Source organism: Bradyrhizobium tropiciagri, from assembly GCF_001189845.1.
GTDB lineage: Bacteria > Pseudomonadota > Alphaproteobacteria > Rhizobiales > Xanthobacteraceae > Bradyrhizobium > Bradyrhizobium tropiciagri.
Map to the genome: position 1 here is coordinate 53,826 of NZ_LFLZ01000035.1, position 19,485 is coordinate 73,310.

The 19,485-nt window shown below is 62.4% G+C and carries 16 protein-coding genes and 2 pseudogenes; 10 read left to right on the forward strand and 8 right to left on the reverse strand.

All coding sequences use genetic code 11. The annotated features are described in order from the left end of the window. The first annotated feature begins 28 nt into the window (after positions 1–28). The 4 genes and pseudogenes from AKN84_RS25550 to AKN84_RS49300 all read left to right on the forward strand — a co-directional run bounded on the left by AKN84_RS25550 (position 29) and on the right by AKN84_RS49300 (position 5,846). A pseudogene (locus tag AKN84_RS25550) lies at positions 29–2,536 on the forward strand (alpha/beta hydrolase). A 9-nt stretch (positions 2,537–2,545) separates the two neighbouring features. Further along, positions 2,546–3,409 (forward strand): alpha/beta fold hydrolase, encoded by an 864-nt coding sequence (locus AKN84_RS25555; protein ID WP_050423344.1) that lies wholly within the window; start codon positions 2,546–2,548, stop codon positions 3,407–3,409. Positions 3,410–3,945: 536 nt separating this feature from the next. After that, positions 3,946–4,206 carry a hypothetical protein gene (locus AKN84_RS25560; RefSeq protein ID WP_050423381.1) on the forward strand — a complete coding sequence of 87 codons (261 nt, stop codon included), beginning with the start codon at positions 3,946–3,948 and terminating at the stop codon, positions 4,204–4,206. 872 nt (positions 4,207–5,078) lie between these two features. Continuing rightward, positions 5,079–5,846, forward strand: a complete 768-nt coding sequence (locus AKN84_RS49300; protein WP_128971153.1) for an AI-2E family transporter — start codon at positions 5,079–5,081, stop codon at positions 5,844–5,846. Here the strand turns inward: AKN84_RS49300 and AKN84_RS25575 are convergent. The 3 genes from AKN84_RS25575 to AKN84_RS25580 all read right to left on the reverse strand — a co-directional run bounded on the left by AKN84_RS25575 (position 5,762) and on the right by AKN84_RS25580 (position 8,497). Continuing rightward, positions 5,762–6,445, reverse strand: coding sequence for a helix-turn-helix domain-containing protein (locus AKN84_RS25575; RefSeq protein ID WP_050423346.1), 684 nt, complete (start codon positions 6,443–6,445; stop codon positions 5,762–5,764). The two genes, AKN84_RS49300 and AKN84_RS25575, sit on opposite strands and share 85 nt — an antisense overlap. Before the next feature lie 545 nt (positions 6,446–6,990). Beyond that, positions 6,991–7,344 (reverse strand): sensor histidine kinase, encoded by a 354-nt coding sequence (locus tag AKN84_RS50775; protein ID WP_128971154.1) that lies wholly within the window; start codon positions 7,342–7,344, stop codon positions 6,991–6,993. Between the two features lie 127 nt (positions 7,345–7,471). Continuing rightward, a complete protein-coding gene (locus tag AKN84_RS25580; protein WP_347337367.1) occupies positions 7,472–8,497 on the reverse strand; it encodes a LysR family transcriptional regulator in 1,026 nt (341 codons plus the stop codon). Here AKN84_RS25580 and AKN84_RS25585 point away from each other — a divergent pair. The 3 genes and pseudogenes from AKN84_RS25585 to AKN84_RS25595 all read left to right on the forward strand — a co-directional run bounded on the left by AKN84_RS25585 (position 8,496) and on the right by AKN84_RS25595 (position 9,904). Then, positions 8,496–9,041 carry a carboxymuconolactone decarboxylase family protein gene (locus AKN84_RS25585; protein WP_050423348.1) on the forward strand — a complete coding sequence of 182 codons (546 nt, stop codon included), beginning with the start codon at positions 8,496–8,498 and terminating at the stop codon, positions 9,039–9,041. The two genes, AKN84_RS25580 and AKN84_RS25585, sit on opposite strands and share 2 nt — an antisense overlap. Positions 9,042–9,123: 82 nt before the next feature. Beyond that, positions 9,124–9,595 (forward strand): annotated as a pseudogene (locus AKN84_RS25590) (nuclear transport factor 2 family protein). Between the two features lie 78 nt (positions 9,596–9,673). After that, the gene (locus AKN84_RS25595; protein ID WP_050423349.1) at positions 9,674–9,904 is read left to right on the forward strand and encodes a hypothetical protein; all 231 of its coding nucleotides are present in this window, start codon (positions 9,674–9,676) and stop codon (positions 9,902–9,904) included. A gap of 84 nt (positions 9,905–9,988) precedes the next feature. Here the strand turns inward: AKN84_RS25595 and AKN84_RS25600 are convergent, their stop codons facing one another. Further along, positions 9,989–10,969 (reverse strand): methyltransferase, encoded by a 981-nt coding sequence (locus tag AKN84_RS25600; protein WP_050423350.1) that lies wholly within the window; start codon positions 10,967–10,969, stop codon positions 9,989–9,991. Between the two features lie 433 nt (positions 10,970–11,402). Here AKN84_RS25600 and AKN84_RS25605 point away from each other — a divergent pair, with 433 nt between their 5' ends. From AKN84_RS25605 to AKN84_RS25615, 3 genes are read left to right on the forward strand one after another with little or no spacing between them, the layout of a single operon-like run. Then, entirely contained in the window at positions 11,403–12,014 is a 612-nt protein-coding gene (locus AKN84_RS25605; RefSeq protein WP_050423351.1) for a TetR/AcrR family transcriptional regulator, read from the forward strand. A gap of 30 nt (positions 12,015–12,044) precedes the next feature. Next, positions 12,045–13,376 (forward strand): nucleotide disphospho-sugar-binding domain-containing protein, encoded by a 1,332-nt coding sequence (locus tag AKN84_RS25610; protein WP_050423352.1) that lies wholly within the window; start codon positions 12,045–12,047, stop codon positions 13,374–13,376. Positions 13,377–13,431: 55 nt separating this feature from the next. After that, a complete protein-coding gene (locus AKN84_RS25615; protein ID WP_050423353.1) occupies positions 13,432–14,277 on the forward strand; it encodes an arylamine N-acetyltransferase family protein in 846 nt (281 codons plus the stop codon). 113 nt (positions 14,278–14,390) lie between these two features. Here the strand turns inward: AKN84_RS25615 and AKN84_RS25620 are convergent, their stop codons facing one another. The 4 genes from AKN84_RS25620 to AKN84_RS25630 all read right to left on the reverse strand — a co-directional run bounded on the left by AKN84_RS25620 (position 14,391) and on the right by AKN84_RS25630 (position 19,087). Next, positions 14,391–15,053: a hypothetical protein gene (locus AKN84_RS25620; protein ID WP_050423354.1), complete on the reverse strand. Its 663-nt coding sequence runs from the start codon at positions 15,051–15,053 to the stop codon at positions 14,391–14,393. A 2-nt stretch (positions 15,054–15,055) separates the two neighbouring features. Continuing rightward, entirely contained in the window at positions 15,056–15,193 is a 138-nt protein-coding gene (locus AKN84_RS47455; RefSeq protein ID WP_157863335.1) for a hypothetical protein, read from the reverse strand. After that, positions 15,174–17,375 carry an AAA family ATPase gene (locus AKN84_RS25625; RefSeq protein WP_050423355.1) on the reverse strand — a complete coding sequence of 734 codons (2,202 nt, stop codon included), beginning with the start codon at positions 17,373–17,375 and terminating at the stop codon, positions 15,174–15,176. Before AKN84_RS25625 ends, AKN84_RS47455 begins: the two co-directional genes overlap by 20 nt. Positions 17,376–17,443: 68 nt before the next feature. Continuing rightward, positions 17,444–19,087, reverse strand: a complete 1,644-nt coding sequence (locus AKN84_RS25630; RefSeq protein WP_128971146.1) for a hypothetical protein — start codon at positions 19,085–19,087, stop codon at positions 17,444–17,446. Positions 19,088–19,485 lie beyond the last annotated feature (398 nt).

The window sequence follows — 19,485 nt, forward strand, 5'->3', positions numbered from 1 at the left end:
CGGCAATACCAGCAGGAGGGAAACCGCCATGATCGGCAAAAACGCCATCGAGCATTGCGTCGTCAGCCTGATCGTCCTGCTGGTTGGTACCAGCCTCGCCGTCGCACAACCGTTCACGCGCCGCTCGTCGCAGATGCAGCATGATGGGCTGAAGAAGACCGTTGAGATCGCGAACTTCCGCATTGGCGGCAAGTATGATCTCTCTGATCCCTCGAAATGGGAGAATGGCGGCGAGGGCGGCGTCACTCTTGAATCGCTCGGCGCCGGCAAATTGCACACAGCCTATATCGCGATCGGCAATCCGCGGCGCAACGCCGCAGGCGAGATCATCAATGCGGTCGTCATCAATTCCTACTACTCCGGCGACTCTACCGACATGTATGAGCAATGGGTCAAGGGTGCTGCCCTGTCCGGCAGTGTCCCGATCATTGGCCCGGGGCGACCGATCGACACCGACCGCTATTAAGTGATCATGGTCGATCCGCTCGGCACCTGGGGCGCCAGCAAGCCATCCGATGGCCTCGGGATCAAGTTTCCGCAATACAGCTATTTTGACATGGTGCAGGCGAACTACCGCATGCTGCGCGACAACCTGAAGGTCGCCCGCGTGGCACTCGTCACCGGCGTCTCGATGGGCGGCACGCAGACCTATGTCTGGGGCGTCATGCACCCAGAATACATCGGTGCCCTCATGCCGATCGGCGGCACGACGCAGTCGGACGCCGAGGATCCGGTTGGCAACTGGACGTTCCAGTTGATGACGGCGGCCATCCAGGCCGATCCGGTGTGGCAATCAACCAAGGGTGACTACTACAGTCTCCCCAAGGAGAAGCACCCGGTGCCGGGGCTTGCGTTCGGCTGGTCGGTGCTCGGCTTGACCGGCTACGATTTCGCGTACCGCACGACGCAGAGCTTCGCGTCAGTCCAGCCGGAAGTATTCTACTGGGACCCGCCGAACGAGAAAGCAGGGTTGAACGTCACCAATCGCGCCAAGCTCTATGATGCCGTCGATCTGGTCTGGCGCAACCGCGTCGGTGAAACCTACAATATTAATCCCTATCTCGGCCGCATCCAGGCCCGCACCCTGGTGATGCACATCACCAACGACCTCTGGCTGAACTTCAAGCTAGCCGAGCGCGCGGTTGACCGGGTGCCGGGAGCGGATCTGATCGCCGAGGAAAGCCCGGTCGCCCACTACGGCGTGTTTCCGATCATCAATCACCGCAAGAATGATCCGAAATTCGTCGCCTTCATGGACGACGTCGCGAGCCTCGATCGGGCGCAGCAACATGTCGACAAGAACTACCGCGTACCCGGAGTAGCCGCGAATATCGATCCGACGAAGTCGTTCTGGAAGAACTATGTAACCTATCCCTACCCGGTCAAATACGCGACCGCCAAAGACAAGAGCGGCAACGCCTGGCAGATCGGCTACATGGATGAATATTCCGGGACCGACAAGGATCCCAAGGTGCTGGTGATCATCCATGGCAAGGGGGCTTTCGGCGGGCATTACGGCAACATCATGCAGTATGCCTTGCGCAGCGGCGTGCGCGTGATCGTGCCCGACCTGCCGCACTATGGCATGTCGGGGCCCGGCAATCTCGACAAGAGCCCGGCGCGCACCATGCAGGACATGCGCGAAGTCATCTACGACCTCGTCGTCAATCAGCTTGGTGTCAAGACGGCGTATTACCTCGGCCACTCGCTTGGTGGTCAGTTCGTGATGGGTTACGCCCTGACATGGCCGGATGCCGTACAGGGCCTCGCGCTCGAAGCGCCGTCCGGTCTTGAGGAGTATCCGCGCGATATCACGATCGCCAAGGACAAGAAGGTGCGGTTGTTCGACCCGGCCTTCGATCACGACTTCGACAAGTGGAAGCAGGCCTGGGACCAAACAGGAATCCTGGCGGAAGAGATCGCACGTCCCGAGCAGGCCATCCGCGACTTCTTCTATTTCAAGAAACGCGATCCGGAAACCGGTGCCGTGACGGCAGCCAAGAGCGGCTATTTCTTCCGGGACAGCGAATATGCCCGCTTCCACACCGAGCAGCGCGTCGGGCTGACCAAGGGTAACCCCAAGGAGCTCGAGCAGTGGTGCAACGTCTTCATCTACGACATCTATACGATCGGGGCGGAGGTTCAGCAGGACGACCCGAAAAACCTTTACGAGCGGCTCACCCAGATCAAGGCACCGATCTTCCTGGCCTTCGGAGATAAGGAGCCGTTCATCCCGACGCCTGCGTTCAACGGACTGACGGATCTCGGACGTGATGTCATCACCCCGTTCATGACGCGCATGAACAATGCCGGTAACCGGCCGATCCTCAAGATCTATCCGGAGACCGGGCATTTCATCCACACCGACAATCCGGTGGAATTCCCGGTCGACGTGGTGGAGTTTGTGAACAACGGAACGGTCGACACCAGCTCGCCGCTTGGCACGGATCGCATGATCAAGGGGGCTGTGGTTTCCGCGTTGCCGGTGGCGCCGACGCCGGCTGGCGCAGCACCGACGGCCGGACTGAACAAATAGGTAGCTGTCATGTCCTGGGTGCAGGCGGGCGAGGTGCAGCTTGGTTGGCGGGAATGGGGAGAGGGCGACGTCACTGTTGTCTTCATCCATGGCAATCTCGCCAGCAAGGACTGGATCGAGCTCGCAGCTCCGCTGTTTCCGAGAGACCTGCGGGTGATCGGAATCGACTGGCGCGGCTGCGGCGACAGCGACCGACCAATACCCACGGGCGATTATTCCAACTACTCCATGCAGCAGCATGCGCAAGACATGCTTTCGGCGCTCGATGCCCTCGACATCAGGTTTTGTCATCTGGCGACGCACTCGACCGGAGGGATCATCGCCGCGCGGATGCTCCTGATGCAGCCGGAGCGGTTCGGGCGGGTGTTCGCGCTGGACCCTGTCACTCCGCTCGGCATGTCGTTTAATGCCGATCAGATCGGGCTCTTTCGCGGCATGATGTCGAGCAAGGAGTTGACTCGGGCCGTGATGGCGACTGCGGCATCCTCTCTCTTCGTGCCCGACAGTCTTGCGCCGACCGCGGTCCCCCAATTCCGCGATGGAATTGCCGATATTCAGGCGCTGTTCGAGAAGATCCTGCAGCAGACCTTTTCGGTTTCCGAAGGCGTCTGGATCGGGACACCGGTCAATCTTACGCGTGAGCACGAAAGTGGAGAGCTCGGGCGGCGCATGCGGGAGATGCGCCATCCGCATCTGGTTCTATGGGGCGAATGGGATGGATGGATCGCGCCCATCGATCTGAAGACGATGGCTGCCGAGATGCCGGACTGCCGGTTCGTGGTGGTGCCGGGTGTGGGGCACTCGATGAATCTCGAATTGCCGGCACTTTATGCCGGATATTTTGGAGCGTGGTTCGGCGGGCTAGCAGGATAGTCGGCATTCGGCGGATCGGCCGAATGGTACATTGCACAGCGAGCATTCAGATGGCTGCAAGCGGAATGCGAAAAGCAACCGCATGTGATCATCTCTCACATGATCAGAGCGTAGAGCAGCGCGCCGGCAACTATCGCCAGCCAGATCAGCGAGAGACGAAAATGCAGTAAGTCACGTTTCATGCGAGCGAAATTAGGTCGCTCAGCTGAAGCGGTCCTTACATGAACACAACGATGGCCGCGATAATGATGGGACTAAGCCCCAGCATCACGAGCCACGCTTGATAAACTAATTCCTTTGCCATGGTGCAGCCCCGCGGCAGAGCACCAATTTATTCTGGAGTTTCCGACCGAACCAGCGCAGTTTGTGCCAAGAACATGTCTGGATATTTCTGAAATGGGCGGCGACGCTGGAGCTGGACCTCTGTCGAGGCAGGAGCTTGAGGCAGACCGGCGGCAATTTGTGGTGGCGGTGCCAAGGTTCTTATTTTGGCCGGTGCACGGCCGCAGCCTTGGGGGAGGAGGCCTTTGTTCCGGCTGAGCGTTTGGGGGCTGGGGGTGTTCGCGCTCGCGTGTCTGGCGCAACACGCGGACGCGCTGCCGCTGACGCCGTTTCGTTACGATGCCCGGGCACAACGGCACTATCCCGGCGACACGGTCGTCTGGCTCGATTTTCGAAAGGCGCGCTACTATCTCAAGGGGCAGAAGCAATACGCGACGGGTTTCGACGGCAACTTCGTCTGCAGAAATGAAGCCCGCGCCAGCGGTTATCGACGTTCGCTGCTGGGACTTCGCTGATGACGCGAAAGCGTGGCCGTTGACAACGCTTCGCGTCGTGAGGAGGCGGCAGAGCGAGCCTATCCCAGGGATGCAAGCAGGGTAGCGGCTAAAATCATCTTGCCGATATTGATATGACCTCCGCCGCACCAGCAGCGGGGGCAGCTTCGCTTCATGCGTTGGGGTCTCTCGCTTGATCTGGATCAAGCCGGATGTGGGGACGCGGCGGCTACGCTGACGACGTGCTTGCTGACGTTCAACAGAAGGTTCTTGAGAACACTTCGGCAGCTCGAGGCCGGTGACGAGCTGATCCAGCTCGTAATCCGGCTTGGCCTGCTGGCGCTGCTGATTTACTGGTCATTCGTTCTCATCGAACCATTCGTGCCGATCCTGGCCTGGAGCGTCGTTCTCGCCGTCGCGCTCTATCCTGTTTTCACCCGGCTTTCGGACGCGCTAGGCGACCGTCCCAAGGTCGCTGCGGCGCTTCTGACCATCATCAGCCTCTGCATCGTCATGGGGTCAGCTGCGTGGCTCCGAGTTGGAGCCGTGGATGGGGTGAAAGATATCGCCAACCAGTTGAGTGCCGGAAGCATCGTCGTTCCGTCTCCGCCGGCTCAGGTCAAGGGGTGGCTCTTGATCGGCGCGCCGCTGTACGAGCTATGGGATCGAGCGTCGACCAATCTGCGGGCCGTGTTGCAGGAGGTCGTTCCGCATTTGAAGCCGCTGGCGGGGACCCTGTTTGCCTTCGCGGGCAACGCCGGCGTAGGAACGCTGAAGTTTCTGGTTGCTGTCGCGCTGGCGGGTTTTCTGTTTCCGAACGGATCGAGGCTTGCAGCGCCTGCCGGGAATTCCTCTCCCACATTGTGCCCGACCGGAGCGAGGACTTCCTGGATATGGCCGGGGCGACCGTACGCGCCGTCGCCCAAGGCGTCATCGGCGTGGCGGTCCTGCAGTCCCTGCTGGCGGGGGTCGGCTTCAAGCTGGCGGGAATTCCGAGCGCGGGTCTGTTGGCCTTCATCGTGATGCTGCTCGCCATTGTGCAGATCGGAGCCGCGGTCGTTCTGTTTCCCGTCATCGTCTGGCTCTGGTCGACGAAGGATTTTGCAACGGCGCTGGTTCTAACGCTTTTTTTCCTAGTGGTCGGCGTCCTGGACAATGTGCTCAAGCCGCTCATGATGGGACGAGGCCTCACCGTCGCCGTGATCGGGGCCTTACGGACCTCTGTTCTTACTGCGGCGGCGCGGGTAGGGCTGCAGTTCGCCGGTGTGATGGTCGCGACCGCCCTGAAGTTGATGCTGGCCCACACCGTGGAGATTGTAGTGTGGGCACTGGCATATTGGGGGCTTCGCGCCGCGCCACCCGGTAGCGATCTGCTCTACTTCGCGTTCGTGAACTACACGACGCTCGGCTATGGCGACGTCACGCCGGTGAAGGAGTGGCTCCTGATTGGACCGATGGCGGCGATGAACGGCATCTTGCTGTTCGGCTGGTCGACCGCCGTCCTGTTTGAGGTGCTGCAAAAGACGATCGAACGGCAAACGTCGCTCGTGAAGTCCCCCAGATCGGGAATCTCGTTTCAGGTGTCCAGCTTCGCCAACTGGTCGCGGTCAACCAGCATGATCTCGCGCTGGTTCGAGCCGAGAAAGTCGAGCGCGCCGTAGGCGTGCAGCTTGGATAGGGCTCGCGACACGGTTTCCAGCGTCAACCCGAGGTAATCGGCGATGTCGCGACGACACATCGGCAAGGCGACCACGTCAACCCCGTTCAACCGGCGGTCCATTTCAAGCAGGAAAGCGGCGACCCGCTCCAGCGCCGTCTTGCGGCCCAGAAGCAGCATGTGATCTTCGGCGTGCTGAAGGTTGCTGGTCGTCATGATCAGGAGGTTGTGGGCGAAGGCGGGGTCCGAATGCGCGACGCGCTCGAGGCTCAATCGCCTCGTCAGGCGTACCGTGGTATCCACGACGGCCTCGGCGGTAAAGCGATGAACATCATCATTCTCCAGACCGAAAATGTCCCCGACAAGATGGAAGGCGCCGATTTGGCGGCGCCCGTCGGACAGGAGCTTGTAGCTGCGGACGGCGCCGGAAACGACCTGGTAGACGTACTCCGCCGGCTCCCCCTCGCCGTAGATCTCTGTGCCTCTCCTGTAGTTGAATTGGCTGGTGGAAAAGCTGGCGTGGCTGGTGTTCGGAGTGCCGAGGATGTCTGGGGCGAGAATGCCTGGGGGGAAGCTCGGGCTGGCGTTGACGCGAACAAACATGGGCCAACTCCCTATGCGCGATCGATTGAGGCGTCCGCTGCGGCTCGATACACTGGGTGCGCGCGCCGTCATCTACGGCAAGCGAACCTTCCATTGCTATTGGCCTTGAGGTCATTGTCCTAAAGGACAGGATACGGATGGTGAGTTTGTGCACACTATGATGCATACAGCCGTGCGGTCGTTTTCGATTTTCGTCGCGGCGGTCAGATGATAAGCTTGCTGTCGCCGCGTCTGCTGGCCGAACGCTATGCGCAAGCCAATCTGGCTCCCTGGACTGATCATCTGGTCGGTGGCGTTGCTTTGGCCGGTGAGTCTCCGAGCGCAACTGGCATGTCCGCATTCCATGCCGGCGTCGGACCAGTCCAAGTGGCGTGGTTCGTCCTACGATCAGCTGTTGTCGGGATTGCGGGTCGAGGTGGTGACCTCACATCTACAACCCGGTGGAATCGGCGGCATAGTTCTTGTCCCGACCTTTATTGGTTCGGAAGCGCTCAAGTGACTTCGTTGCGACAACGCCGATCAGGCCAGTGGGACTCGCTTCGAGATTACCCGATCAGAGGCAGCGTCACGGAAAAGATGGCGCCTCCGTGGGACTGGTTCTGCGCTGTTATGGTCCCGCCGTGGGCCTCCACAATGGTTCGCGCGATAGACAAGCCCATGCCCATTCCGGCGGGTTTCATCGAAAAGAACGGCTCGAATATTTGTTGCAAGTGTTCACCGGAGATCCCCGAACCCGTATCCGATGTCGAGAATTCCGCGCGATCATCAGAGCGCCGGGTTCGGATGGTGATGATCCGCTCCTGAATGGGCTTGTCTGCGGTGGCGTCGAGCGCGTTGATGATGAGATTTAAAAGGACCTGCTGGAGCTGCGTGGGCCGGCGAGTTTGGGCCGCTGTCAGGGGTTATCCTGCATGAGCAGACGGAGGTGATGTCGGTCGCCGCCGAGTGAGGCATGACCGGCGCGCCGGGCGGACGACCAGGCTGGACTGTATGGCGCACCACTGCGGAAATTTCCGCGTCAGGAGGTCAGAGCGAGGTCAGCCTTTTCCTCAGCCGATCGGCGGCGAAGTCCAGGAAGACCCGCATCTTCGAGGGGAGCGCGCCACGCCCGGCATGCATCAAGTGAACCGGCAGTGGCTCAACCTCGAATTCCGTCAGGATGATGCGCAGCGAGCCGTCGCGCACGGCGTCCGCGCATTGGTAGTGGAGCACGCGAGCGATGCCAACGCCCTGAGCCGCCGCCCAGACCGTCGCCTCTGCGGTGGAGACGGAGAGACGTGGCTGGACAGGCATGTCGAAACTGCCCTTGGTGTCTTTTCGTCTGAATGGCCAGACTGAGGCCGGGGACAGGAAATCGAAATTGACGGCGGGCAGGTTCGCCAGGTCCTCGGGTACTTCGGGCAGGCCGTGCGCGGCGAGCAACTCCGGGCTGGCGCACACGACCGTGCGCATCGAACCGATCCGTGTGGCCACCATGCTGCTGTCCGGCAGGGCGCCGATCCGCACAGCCATATCGACATGATCGTCGAGCAGGTGAAGGTTGCGGTCTGCCAGCGCCAGCCGGACGTTGATATCCGGATAGGCGGCCAGGAACTCGGCGATGACCGGAAGGATGTGCAGCTGTCCGAACAGGATCGGCGCCGTCACGACCAGTTCGCCACGCGGCGCATGGAATTCGCCGGAGGCGACGCGCTCGGTCTCGTCCAACTCATCGAGGATACGTCTGGCCGAAGCCACATAGGCGGCGCCGGGATCGCTCGTTGTAACTTTGCGCGTGGTGCGAGTGAGGAGCCTGGTTCCGAGATGGGCTTCAAGCTCGCCCACCTTCCGGCTCACGGTCGCCAGGGGCACGCCCAGCACCCGGCTGGCGGCCGAGAAGCTCCCCGTGTCGACCACCCGCAACAGGATCTTCATGGCTTCGAGCCGGTCCATAATTATACCAATAATCGAGAACTGATTTCCCAAATGTACAGGATTATCTCTTTGATTGGAATTCGGTACCCCTTGCAGCACACAAACCGTCCGTTTTCGAACCTGCAAGGAAAAAGCCATGTCCCTTCTGACCATTCCTGCCCGCGACAACGTCCCCGAGGCGTCCAAGCCGATCCTGGACGCCGTCCACAAGCAGCTCGGTGTCGTTCCCAACATGTTTCGCCTGATCGCCGCCAGCCCGGCCGTATTGGAGGGCTTTACCGGCAACAACGGCGCGCTCGCCAGGACGCTCGACGTCAAGACCCGCGAGCGGATCGCACTCACCGTCGCCCAGGTGAACAACTGCGACTACTGTCTGTCGGCGCATAGCTATCTCGGGTTGAACCTGGCGAAGATCACGCCGGAAGAGATCGCCCTCAACCGCAAGGGCGAATCCGGCGACGCGAAGGCGAATGCAGCGGTGCGTTTCGCGGCCAAGGTGGCGCGTGAACGCGGCAAGGTCAGCGCCGGCGACATCAAGGCGGTTCGCGACGCCGGTTTCTCCGACGGCCAGATCGTTGAGATCATCGCCGTCACGGCCGAGAACATCTTCACCAACCTGCTCAACGTGGTCGCGCAGACCGACATCGACTTCCCGGTTGTTCGCGCCGCTGAGGCCGCTTGACGGCCGGCGCGGGCTGGCAGGCCGTTCTGGCCTCCAGCCCGCTCGTTCGTCACGCGGAGGAGCCCAACCGGGAAGGAATAAAATGATCGAAGCCGAACGCCCGCCACTGCCACCGTTCATGACCGTCGGAGCTGCGGTCCGGAAGGTGCGTCTCGCGGAAGATGCCTGGAACACCCGCGATCCCGAGCGCGTCGCGCTGGCCTACACACCCGACAGCCACTGGCGCAATCGTGCTGAATTCCTCGAAGGTCGCCAGGCAATCGTTGCTTTCCTGACCCGGAAATGGAGCCGGGAGCTCGACTATCGGCTCATCAAGGAGCTTTGGGCATTCGCCGAAAACCGCGGTCCGCTTTGCCTATGAATGGCACGACGACAGCGGCACCTGGTTTCGGTCCTACGGCAACGAGCTTTGGGAGTTTGATGCGCGCGGCCTGATGCGCCGCCGTGTCGCCAGCATAAACGACGCCCCGATCCGTGAGGCCGATCGCAAGTACCACTGGCCGTTGGGTCGGCGGCCGGAGGACTATCCGTCGCTGAGTGATCTCGGGCTGTAGACGTTGGCAGATCGCAACCGGGAAATTGAGTGGCCCGGGCGCCGATCGAAGGCGTGTGAGATTATATCAGCGACCGGGATGAAGTTAGACGCGAGTGCTTCGCCTCGGGCGCGGCGTCGAGTCGGGGCGCGCGAAGGCATTGCCTCGGCCGAGATCGAGATCGGCGCCAATACTTTGCTTAGTGCGGGCATTTCCGACGTAATGCGCTGGCCGCTGGTCGCAGAAGAAATCGCCATAGCGCTCGCCAACGGCTCGACGCTCAAGCAATCCGCTCAGATGCGCGCGGCCGGCAACATCTTAACCGGCTGAGGCCAACCGGCCTGGAGACTTGCCAGACCTCGCGCACTGCACCCTGGGGGCGGCTCTGCACGGCAGATCGCGCCCCCGGATAAGCTACTTGAATCCGATCACCATCGAATCCGGGCCGACAAGCCGCTCGACTCGCGTTCTGGAGAATCCGGCCTCGCGCATCCAGGCCTGACAGTCAGCTCCCGCATAGTCGAACCCGCCGGGCGTTTCGATCAGCATGTTCAGGCTCATCAGGAGACCAAAGGCGTTTTCGCGGCGATCATCATCGATGACGGCGTCATAGACGACGACCGCGCCGCCCTTCGGCAGAGCGTCAAATACCTTGCCGAGCAGCGCTTTCTTCTGGGCAAGATCCCAATCATGGAGGATGTGACCCATGACGATGACGTCGACATTCGGCAGCGAGTCCTCGAAGAAATTTCCGCCGTGGAACTGAACGCGGTCCGCGACCCCGCGGCGAGCAATGAATTCCTCGAAGACCGGTTTGACCGCAGGAAGGTCGAAGCCGATACCGGTGAGATGCGGATGAGCCTGGGCGAGCGTGGCGGGCACCATGCCCTGCGCCGAGCCGAGATCCATGAAGGTCTTGTAGTCTCGCCATGGAAAGCTGCCGGCGATCGCGTGGGCCGAACCCGCGCTGACGCCACTCATTGCGCTCAGGAAACCGCGCAACTTGTCCGGGTCGGCATACAATGCGGCGAAGATGTCGTCTCCACCCTTGGTCTCGTTTTGCGGTTCCCCGGTGCGCAGGGCCTCCGTGAGCGATCCCCAGAAGCCATAGAGCCGCGCATTCGACATCTCGAGCACGCCGCCCATATAGGATGGCTTGGCCCGATCGAGAAACAGGTCGGTGTCTGCAGCGTTGCGGTAGACGCCGTTCTCGCGGTCCAGCAGCTTGAGGGCCACCAGCGCATCGAGGAAGTCGCGCGCCGATCGCTGATGCAGCCCAAGTTTTTTCCGAAGCGTCGGCAGGTCGGCGGGCGCATCGGCCAAGGTGCTGAACACACCGAGTTCGACGGCGCTCAGAAGCGTTTTGGATGCCCAAAAGCCCATGCCAACCTGCATGATATAGTCTGGTGTTGCTGTTGTTGCTGCGCTCACGACCTGATCCCTCGTTTGGCTGCCGAAGCCGCCGGGTGAACATGTCGCCCTTGGTTCGGGCGGGGTATGCCGGGATGGTTGCAGGGGCCCACTACGGCGCCATTTCAAACAGTAGCAAGACAGCTACGATCGTAACATTCGGCTCGGTGGTTCGGTAGAATGATCAATTGATCGGTGGCCCAGCAGGGCTCGAATCCGCAGCCAGGACCTTTCGACGGTTCTCTTCGTGAAGGAGCCATCGCGAACGGACTTGGCTTCGGTGGTCCAGCAAATTGTCGACCCCGGTCGTCAGTCCGCCAATGGTTACGATCGTGGCGGCCGAGCCAGCGTTGCCCTCCGCGCGTAGCCACCCCTCGTTGACACTCTCTTGATTTAGCGTTACGTCATGTAACGCGAAATGGAGGGCGACGCCATGTCTCCGCGAGCCTATCGCCAGTCGGCGCGCGCCGATGCGGTTCAGGATACCGAGCAGCAGATCGTCGACGCCTTGAACGCGCTCCTCGCAGAGCGCTGGTTCGACGAGATCACTCTCGACGACATCGCCGCCGCGGCCGGCACCACCCGACAAACCGTGATAAGGCGTTTCGGCAGCAAGACCGGGGTGCTCAGCGCCATGGCGGCCCAGATGGATGTCTCGATCCAGGCCCAACGCTGGAGCACGCCGGCCCAAAGCGTGGCGGACATCGTCACGCTCCTGACGGACGATTACGAGCGCACCGGCGACATCATCGTGCGGACGCTCGGGCAGGAAGCGCGCATTCCCGAATTCGCCGCCGTTCTCGATCGCGGACGCAAAGGTCATCGCGAGTGGATCAAGGACATGTTCAAGGCCTGGCTCGACAAGCTCGACGGCCGGGACCGCCGGGATCGGCTCGCGCAATTGTTGGTCCAGACCGATGTCTGGATCTGGCATCTGCTGCGCCGGGCGCAAGGACATTCGGCGGCGGAGACACACCGGCTCATGACGCAGGCGATCGAGCGCCTGCTGCGTGAGGATAAGACGAGCTGATCCGGTCTCCATCGAGAAAGGACGCAGGCAATGACAGGGACGACCGACGCGGCGCCGCACCTGCGCATCCTGGCGGTCTGCTGGGAAGGCGGCGGCAACGTGCCGCCGACGCTCGGGGCTGTGCGCGCGCTCGCCGGCCGGGGCCACGACGTGCGTCTGATCGCCGACGATACGATGAGAGCGGAGGCGATCGAGGCGGGGGCTCGCTTCCTGCCATGGAAGGGCGCCCCGAACCGTCCTGATCGCTCGCCCGACAGCTGCTACGTGCGTGATTGGGAAACCACCGATCCCGTGGCTGGCTTCCAAAGAGGATGCGAACGGGTCTTCGTCGGACCAGCGCAATCCCATGCCGAGGATATTCTCGAAGCACTGGCAACGGAGCCGTCCGATATCCTTCTCGGCACCGATATGCTGTTCGGCAGCATACTCGCGGGAGAGATCGCGAAGCTTCCAACAGCTCTGCTCGCAAGCAACATCTCGCTCTGGTCTCTTCCCGGACATCCGCCGTTCGGTCCGGGCTTTCAGCCCGCCCGGTCGGCGGCGGACAGAGCGCGCGACGCCGAGGCCGCGGCAATGGCCGAGCGGCTATGGGACGGCTTCCTGCCTGGCCTCAACGCCACCCGTGCTCATTTCGGCCTTGCGCCGCTGGCCCATGTCCGTGAACAGCCCTTGAGCGCCGGCCGCCATCTCCTTGCCACCAGCAGCAGCTTCGACTTTCCGACCGAGCGCCTGCCGGATCACGTGCGCTATATCGGGCCGCTGCTCGAGCTGCCGAGCTGGGCCCAAGAACGCTGGAATGAACGCAGGACGAGCCCACCGGCGCGCGAGATGCGACCACTCGTGCTTGTGTCGTTCAGCACCACCAATCAAGGGCAGGCCGACGTGCTCCAGCGGGTGATATCCGGTTTGGCCGGGGAGCCGGTCGAGGTGGTCGTCACCCTCGGCAAAGCACTTGAGGGGCTTTGCCTTCAGTCACCGGCGAATGTCACGATTCTTCCCCATGCGGCGCATGACGATATCCTGACCAAAGCCCGTGCCGTCGTCACCCACGGCGGGCACGGCACGATCATGCGATCGCTGAGCCACGGCGTTCCGCTCGTCGTTCTCCCGATGGGGCGTGATCAGAACGACAACGCCGCGCGCGTCGACTATCACGGCGCCGGCCTGCGCCTCGATCCTTCAGTGCCCCCGCAGATGCTCGGCGAGGCCGTGCGGCGCGTCCTTTCAGAACCGAGCTTCGCCGAACGGGCGGCGGCTCTTGCGCGCGCCATTGCCGCGGAAGGTCCGGGGCCTGCACGGCTCGTGGCGGAAATCGAGGATTTCGTACTCAGGTGTTCCCAAAGAGACCTTTCCGCCGCGTAATCGGCACAAGCCGATCGCGGCGGAAATCTCGAAGACGGCGAAAGGAAATCGAAGGATGACACAGGTCTCTTCAAGCGAAAATGGAATGCCCCTGACGTCCGGCCAACTGGACGCCTATCTCGCAAGGGTCGGGGTCGACCGGCCGGGTTCTCTCGATGTCGACAGCCTGTCGAATCTTCATTGCGCCCATCTCATGGCCTTCACCTGGGAGGCGCTCGATGCGTTCATGGGATGGCCGTGCTCGATCGCACCGGCCGCAACCTTCGCCAAAATGGTCGAGGGCAAGCGCGGCGGGTGGTGCTACGAGATGAACGGTCTGTTCGGCGCGGCGCTCGCCGCGCTCGGTTTCCGCGTGACCCGCCTGTGCGGCGGCGTCGATCGTGAAATGATGGGCGACGTCGCCATCGGCAATCATCTGACCTTGCGCGTCGATCTCGATCGCCCGTACCTTGCTGACGTCGGCGTGTCTGACGCCATCGTCGAACCTGTCCCTCTTGCCGCCGGACCAATCAGCCAGCGGGGTTTCGAGTTTTCGATCATACCAACAGACGATGGCTGGCTACGTTTCAAAAACCACGCGCGCGGCATGGCGCACAGTTTCGATTTCCGGCCCGACTACAGCGACGAGGCCGCCATAGCTAGCACGCTTGGCTGGCTGACGCAGGATCCCGGCTCGCCGTTCACAAACGCACTGGCGGTCCTGCGGCATACCGCAGATGGCTATATCGCCTTGAAGAACGATTGCCTGCGCAGCGTGACGGCAACCAGCGTCAGCGAACAACGCATTACGAGCGCGGATCATCTCGCGGACACGTTCAATGCGATTTTCGACATCGACGTTCCCGAGCCTGGCCGCGTCTGGGAAAAAGTCCAAACAGTCAGCCGCGACGAAGCCACCTGAACGGACAGGCCCTAGCAAGGTATCAGAGCCGGTCGGCTGCTCGGTGGTCGGGCTGGCGCAAAATCGTAGCAGCAGTCGCAATGGTTGTTTGGTTGAGACGCTTGCCCAGCCGGCTACCGATAGTCCTTGTTGTCGATCATCTTGCTGTCCTTGCCGCCGTCGGTGCCGGTCGGCATGCATTCCACCTGCACGAGGTCGGGATAGAGCTCCCAGGATCGCACCAGGAATTTCCGGCGGACACCGTAGGAGGTGATGACGCAGCGGTTCAGTACCGGGCTGACGGCGGCGGCGACGTAGCCGGGATAGAACAGCGAACCGTGGTGGAGGATGCTCCACAGCTCGTTGAACCAGGTCGAGCGCACCCGGAAGGTCACGGTGTTCTGCTCGGTGCAGGGCAGCGTCTCGCAACCATAGACCTCGTGGACCTCGAGGCCTTCGGTCTGCGAACCGGAGAGGTTCTGCGAATTGGAGAGATACAGCTGCTCATCGTGCCGCACCGTGGCCAAATACCAGGGCAGGGTCGCCGCGACCGTCACCGCGCCATAGACGAGGTAGCAGACGGCGATCGTCGCCAGGATCATGATGCCGCCGCGCGCCTTGCTGAATTCCGGATCGCCATAGGCGTCCTTGGCGTAGACGCAGCGCGCCCAAAGCGCGCGGTAGCCGGCGAATAGCCATCGCACGAAGCGGTAGATCCGCCAGGTGACCGGCGCGATCAGCTGCAGGTAGATCCATCCGCAGGAGCGGACGAATTGCGACCAGAACCGGCCGAGCATGGTCAGGTCGCGATGGGCGCGCCGAGCTCGGACTGGTCGTAGGACTTCTTGGCCTCATAGGCCTTGGTCTTGAAGTCGGACAGCGTCTTGTCGATGCCGTCCAGCAACGCGTTGGCGTCGTCATGCGGCTTTTCGGTCATGGGGGATCCAGCTCGACGTGAAATTGCGGCTCGTCGCATCGAAGCCGATGTCGAGCGCGCCGGTGAAGGCGGGGTCCGCCATCGTCTTGTCGACGATCACGGCCTCGATGCGTTTGATCCGCCCCGGCAGGCCGCGGGCGCCGATCTCGGGCGAATAGGTCTTGTCGCAGAACTCGCGCAGCTCGGCCTCCGGGAAGCGCACCTCGATCGATTGCGCTGCGTAGAAGGCATTGATGCGCGAGATTTCGCGGAACACGATCTTCTCGATCGTGTCCATGTTGAGCTTGTGGAACAGGATGATGTTCTCGCGCCCCTCGAAGCGGTTCAGGAATTCGGTCCGGAACGCCTTCTTCAGGTCGCGGATGGTGAGTTCATAGGCTTCTTCCTGGCTCAGATCGCCGGGACCGGTGCCGACCCGCAGCGCATGATCCGCGCCGATATTGGTGGTCATCGGCATCACCACGTCACCGAACTCGACCTTGCGGCCCAGATTGTCGCGGCAACGTCCATCGTCGAGGATGTTGAGGCAGATGTTGAAGATGTCGGGGTGAGCTTTCTCGATCTCGTCCCACAGCATGACCTGATACGGATTGGCCCGTACCGAATTGGTCATCTCGCCGCCGGCCGCGAAGCCGTCATAGCCCGGAGGCGCGCCGATCAGCTTGGTGACGTCGTTCTTCTCCATGAACTCGCCCATGTCGTAGCGGTTCAACGCCTTGTCGGTGTCGAACAGCGCCTCCGCCAGCCCCTTGGCGACCTCGGTCTTGCCGACGCCGCTGGCACCGCAGAACAGGAACGGCAGCGGCCGGTCGGTCCGCCGCCCCCGCCGCCAGACCTTGACCGCGCGATCGACGTGGTCGAGCACGTCGTCCTGACCGAACACGCGCCGCTTCAGCGAGCCGTGCAGGTTGAGCAGCTTGACGGCGTCGTTCTGCTTGAGCTTGGAGGCATCGATGCCGGAGATCAGCGAGAACTCGTCGATCACCATATCAGCGGTGAACAGCAGCCGATCGTTGATCTCCTTGGTGACGGCCTTGTACCTCACGCGGTTTTCGTCGACGGCAGCCTGGGTCCGCGCGATCTCGCCGCGCAGCTGGAGAATCTCTGGTGTCGCATAGCCGGACGCCCTGGCGATCAGGTCGAAGTCGGCATCGCCGGCGGAGGCCTTGCCTGCGGGCTCGTCGAGGTGGCGCTTCTTCTCCTCGTCCTCGAGGGTGCGCAGTTGCGCCTCCATATGCGCGATTGACTTCTCGCCCTCGCGTTGCGCCGCGTAGTAGCCCTTGATCCTGGCCTGGCATTCGGCGAACTCGGCCTTGTGGCGCGCGATCGCGGCGCGCACGGCGGCGGCCTTTGCCTCGCTGCCGGCAGGGGCTCCGCTGGCGGTGAGACGCGCCAGCTCCGCCTCGAGCTCCGCGAGCAGCGGCGGCGTCGAATGCGCCCGCAGCAAATAGCGCGCCATGCCGCGATCGAGCAGGGTGCGGGTGCGCGCGGGCTGCGCCGCGGTGAGCCCGGTGTCGAGCGAGCGATACTTGCTCGTCATGTCGATGGCGGCCTTGACCGCCGCCGGATCGATCCTGACCTCGTAGCTTTCCTCGAGATCTTTCGCTCCGTGCAGCGCGATCTCCTCGAGCTCGGCGCCGGCCGGCTCGGTCAGATCCATCAGCGTGAAATGATCGCGGAAATCGGAATGGCACTTGAGGACCTGGGTCAGGTCGGCCTCGCGCACCTCGAGGAAGACCTGCGTCTTCTTCGCCTTCACCATCGCCGTCAACGCGTTGACGATGTGCATCAGTCCACTGTTGCGCAGCGCGTCGATCAGATCGAGCGTGTCCTCGACAATCAGGACGCTGTCGGGGGTGCGGTTCAGGATGGCGAAGATCGCCTTGAACTGCTTGACGATGGCGTCGTTGTCGCCGAGGCCGAACAGGCCGTCGGTGTCGAGCCAGAACAGCCGCTTGTTGACGATGTCGAACGGCGCGTCGGCGTCGGCCTTGCGGGCCTGCAGAGCCAGCGCCAGCGTGGTGATGCCGACGCCGCTCGGGCCGGAGACGATCACGCTGTTGGCTTCCATCCGCGTCAGGATGGTGCACAGTTCCTCGAACTTCTCCGCCCGGCCAACCAGCTTGAAGTTCTTCCGGTTGGCGAGCATGTCGCTGCCGGTGATCAGAAAATTGTCGGCCATGGGATGTCCATCGGTCAGGCTGCACGTTGGGAAGGCCCGGACCGGCAATGCCGGTCCGGGAAACAAGCTCAGATCTGCCCGAACGTGATCTCCTTGTCGTCGACCGGCTTCGGCGCCGCCGCAGCCGCCGACGTGCCGGGTTCCTTGGCGTCCATGCCGATGCTCTCCTGCAATCGCGCGCGCACCGTGGCGGTGACATCGCTGAGCTCGCCGAGCCGGCTCTGGATGTTGGAGAGCCCGTCTTCCCGCAGCTTGTTGGCGGCCTGCAGCGATTCGGCGATGTTCGACATCGACTCGACCTTCTCCATGATCCGCTTGGAGGCCTCGTCGACCTGCAGCGCCTGGCGGATCACCTCCTTGTTGGCGACGTCGTCGGTCACCGCATTCATCGCCCGCATCGAATCCCGCACGCTCTCCGAGGCCTCGTTGAGCGCCGAGTTGTTGAGCGCCTGGATGGTGGTGTTCAGGCTGGTGGCGACACTCGCAATGCCGTCGCTGGAGAGCTCGCGCAAATTGACATTCTGCTTGCCGAGGGCGTCGTGGAACGTGTTGGCGTCGACCGCGTCCTTTTCGAGATCGGCCACGGTCTTCTTGGTGCCGCGCCCGCTGTCCAGCAGCGCGGTGACGTGGCGCTCGAAATCGTTCTTCTTCCGCTCGCGCTCGAGGCGGGCAAGGGTATCCTCGCCCTCGCGCGCGGTCGACAGCGCCTGCACCTTCTCCTTGTTCGCCGCGGAGGCGAGGTCGATGCCCTTGTCGAGGATCGCGACCACCGTGATCATCTGCGAGTTGATCTTGACCAGCTTGTCGGCCTGCCCCTCGATCCCGCCGAGCTCGTCGCGCAGCTCCGAGACCGTGACCTGCGACTTGTCGATGTAGTCGAGCGCGGCCTTGATGATGCCCTCGACGCGCTTGACGTGCTCGGGGCCGGAGATGTCGAGCATCTTGCGGACCTGCTCCTTCTCGGCCTTGAACTTGCCCTGCTTGGCGTCGTGCTCGGCCTTCTCCGTGATGATCGCCTGCGCCTTGTCGCGATAGGTCTTCAGAGCTTCGATCAGCTTGGCGATCAGGAGCTCCTTGGCGGCGATTTCGGCCTGCGCGGATTTCTTGACGCCGCCGAACAGACCGGTCTGCGTCTTCAGCTTGGCGATGTCGCGCTCGAGCATCTCCTTGTCGGAGGTCGCCTGCCGCGCCTGGGATTCGATCTCCGACGTCCGGTGGTCCCAATCGGCCTCGCGCTTGCGATCCTCCTCGATCTCCGCGAAGGTATCCAGCACGACGTTGTCGCCGGCGGTACGCAGCGTGTAGAGCGCATCGAGATTGTCGACCAGCGGCCGGATCATCTCGCGGAAGTCCAGCACGCCCTTGTTCATATCCGCGAAGGTCTGCTTCATCTTGGCGAAGACAGATGTCGACGACAGCTCGATCAGCTTGCGTTGCATCAGCGTGCGCTGCTGCGCCAGATATTCCTTGTAAGCCTCGAGCTGCTTGACCGAAGCCTTGCACTCTTCAGCAAGGTCCGGCGAGAGCAGGGCGCCGATCTGGCGGCTGCGCTCCTCCGGCGTGACTTCGGGATTGAAGACGATCTTGGCGACGGGATTGGCGGTGATGTCGACAGGCGCGGCCTGCGTTGCCTGCTTCGGCGCCATCCGCGCCTTGATGGCCTCGTTGACAGCGGTCGATTCCGCGAGTTTCGGGGATGCAGAGGTAGACATTGCAGTCGTCTCCAGGTGGGGCGACTCCGAAACGGAGCCGCATGTGCAGCGCGGGCGTCAGGCCGCGTTGCGGGAAATCGTGCTTGGGCAGCTCACATGAAAATTCCGGCCGGCGCGGAAGCTAGATGCGACTCCTCAGCCGCACAACCATAGGGGGGCGCAATTAGAACGTTTAACCAAACGAAGTCGCAACATTGTGTACGCATCGTTTTATGATTGCTGAGAGTTTCAGCCCGGCGGGAAGCTCATTGTTGATGGCTGTTTTGTCGCTTCATGCCCGGTCTGGTTCGATTGAATCGTGGTGGGCCTGTTCCGGATCGATGCGAGGGGGCTTGGCATCAGACGCTAAAGGAGATGCGCCCTCTGGTTGACGCGCGCAAGGCGCACACGGCGATTTG

Excerpts from the sequence above, each read along its gene's own strand:
- AKN84_RS25555 (WP_050423344.1), top strand. The coding sequence starts at position 2,546 with ATGTCCTGGGTGCAGGCGGGCGAGGTGCAGCTTGGTTGGCGGGAATGG.
- AKN84_RS49300 (WP_128971153.1), top strand. The coding sequence starts at position 5,079 with ATGGCCGGGGCGACCGTACGCGCCGTCGCCCAAGGCGTCATCGGCGTG.
- AKN84_RS25575 (WP_050423346.1), bottom strand. The coding sequence starts at position 6,445 with ATGTTTGTTCGCGTCAACGCCAGCCCGAGCTTCCCCCCAGGCATTCTC.
- AKN84_RS25585 (WP_050423348.1), top strand. The coding sequence starts at position 8,496 with ATGTCCCTTCTGACCATTCCTGCCCGCGACAACGTCCCCGAGGCGTCC.
- AKN84_RS25580 (WP_347337367.1), bottom strand. The coding sequence starts at position 8,497 with ATGGCTTTTTCCTTGCAGGTTCGAAAACGGACGGTTTGTGTGCTGCAA.
- AKN84_RS25595 (WP_050423349.1), top strand. The coding sequence starts at position 9,674 with ATGAAGTTAGACGCGAGTGCTTCGCCTCGGGCGCGGCGTCGAGTCGGG.
- AKN84_RS25600 (WP_050423350.1), bottom strand. The coding sequence starts at position 10,969 with ATGCAGGTTGGCATGGGCTTTTGGGCATCCAAAACGCTTCTGAGCGCC.
- AKN84_RS25605 (WP_050423351.1), top strand. The coding sequence starts at position 11,403 with ATGGAGGGCGACGCCATGTCTCCGCGAGCCTATCGCCAGTCGGCGCGC.
- AKN84_RS25610 (WP_050423352.1), top strand. The coding sequence starts at position 12,045 with ATGACAGGGACGACCGACGCGGCGCCGCACCTGCGCATCCTGGCGGTC.
- AKN84_RS25615 (WP_050423353.1), top strand. The coding sequence starts at position 13,432 with ATGACACAGGTCTCTTCAAGCGAAAATGGAATGCCCCTGACGTCCGGC.
- AKN84_RS25620 (WP_050423354.1), bottom strand. The coding sequence starts at position 15,053 with ATGCTCGGCCGGTTCTGGTCGCAATTCGTCCGCTCCTGCGGATGGATC.
- AKN84_RS47455 (WP_157863335.1), bottom strand. The coding sequence starts at position 15,193 with ATGACCGAAAAGCCGCATGACGACGCCAACGCGTTGCTGGACGGCATC.
- AKN84_RS25625 (WP_050423355.1), bottom strand. The coding sequence starts at position 17,375 with ATGGCCGACAATTTTCTGATCACCGGCAGCGACATGCTCGCCAACCGG.
- AKN84_RS25630 (WP_128971146.1), bottom strand. The coding sequence starts at position 19,087 with ATGTCTACCTCTGCATCCCCGAAACTCGCGGAATCGACCGCTGTCAAC.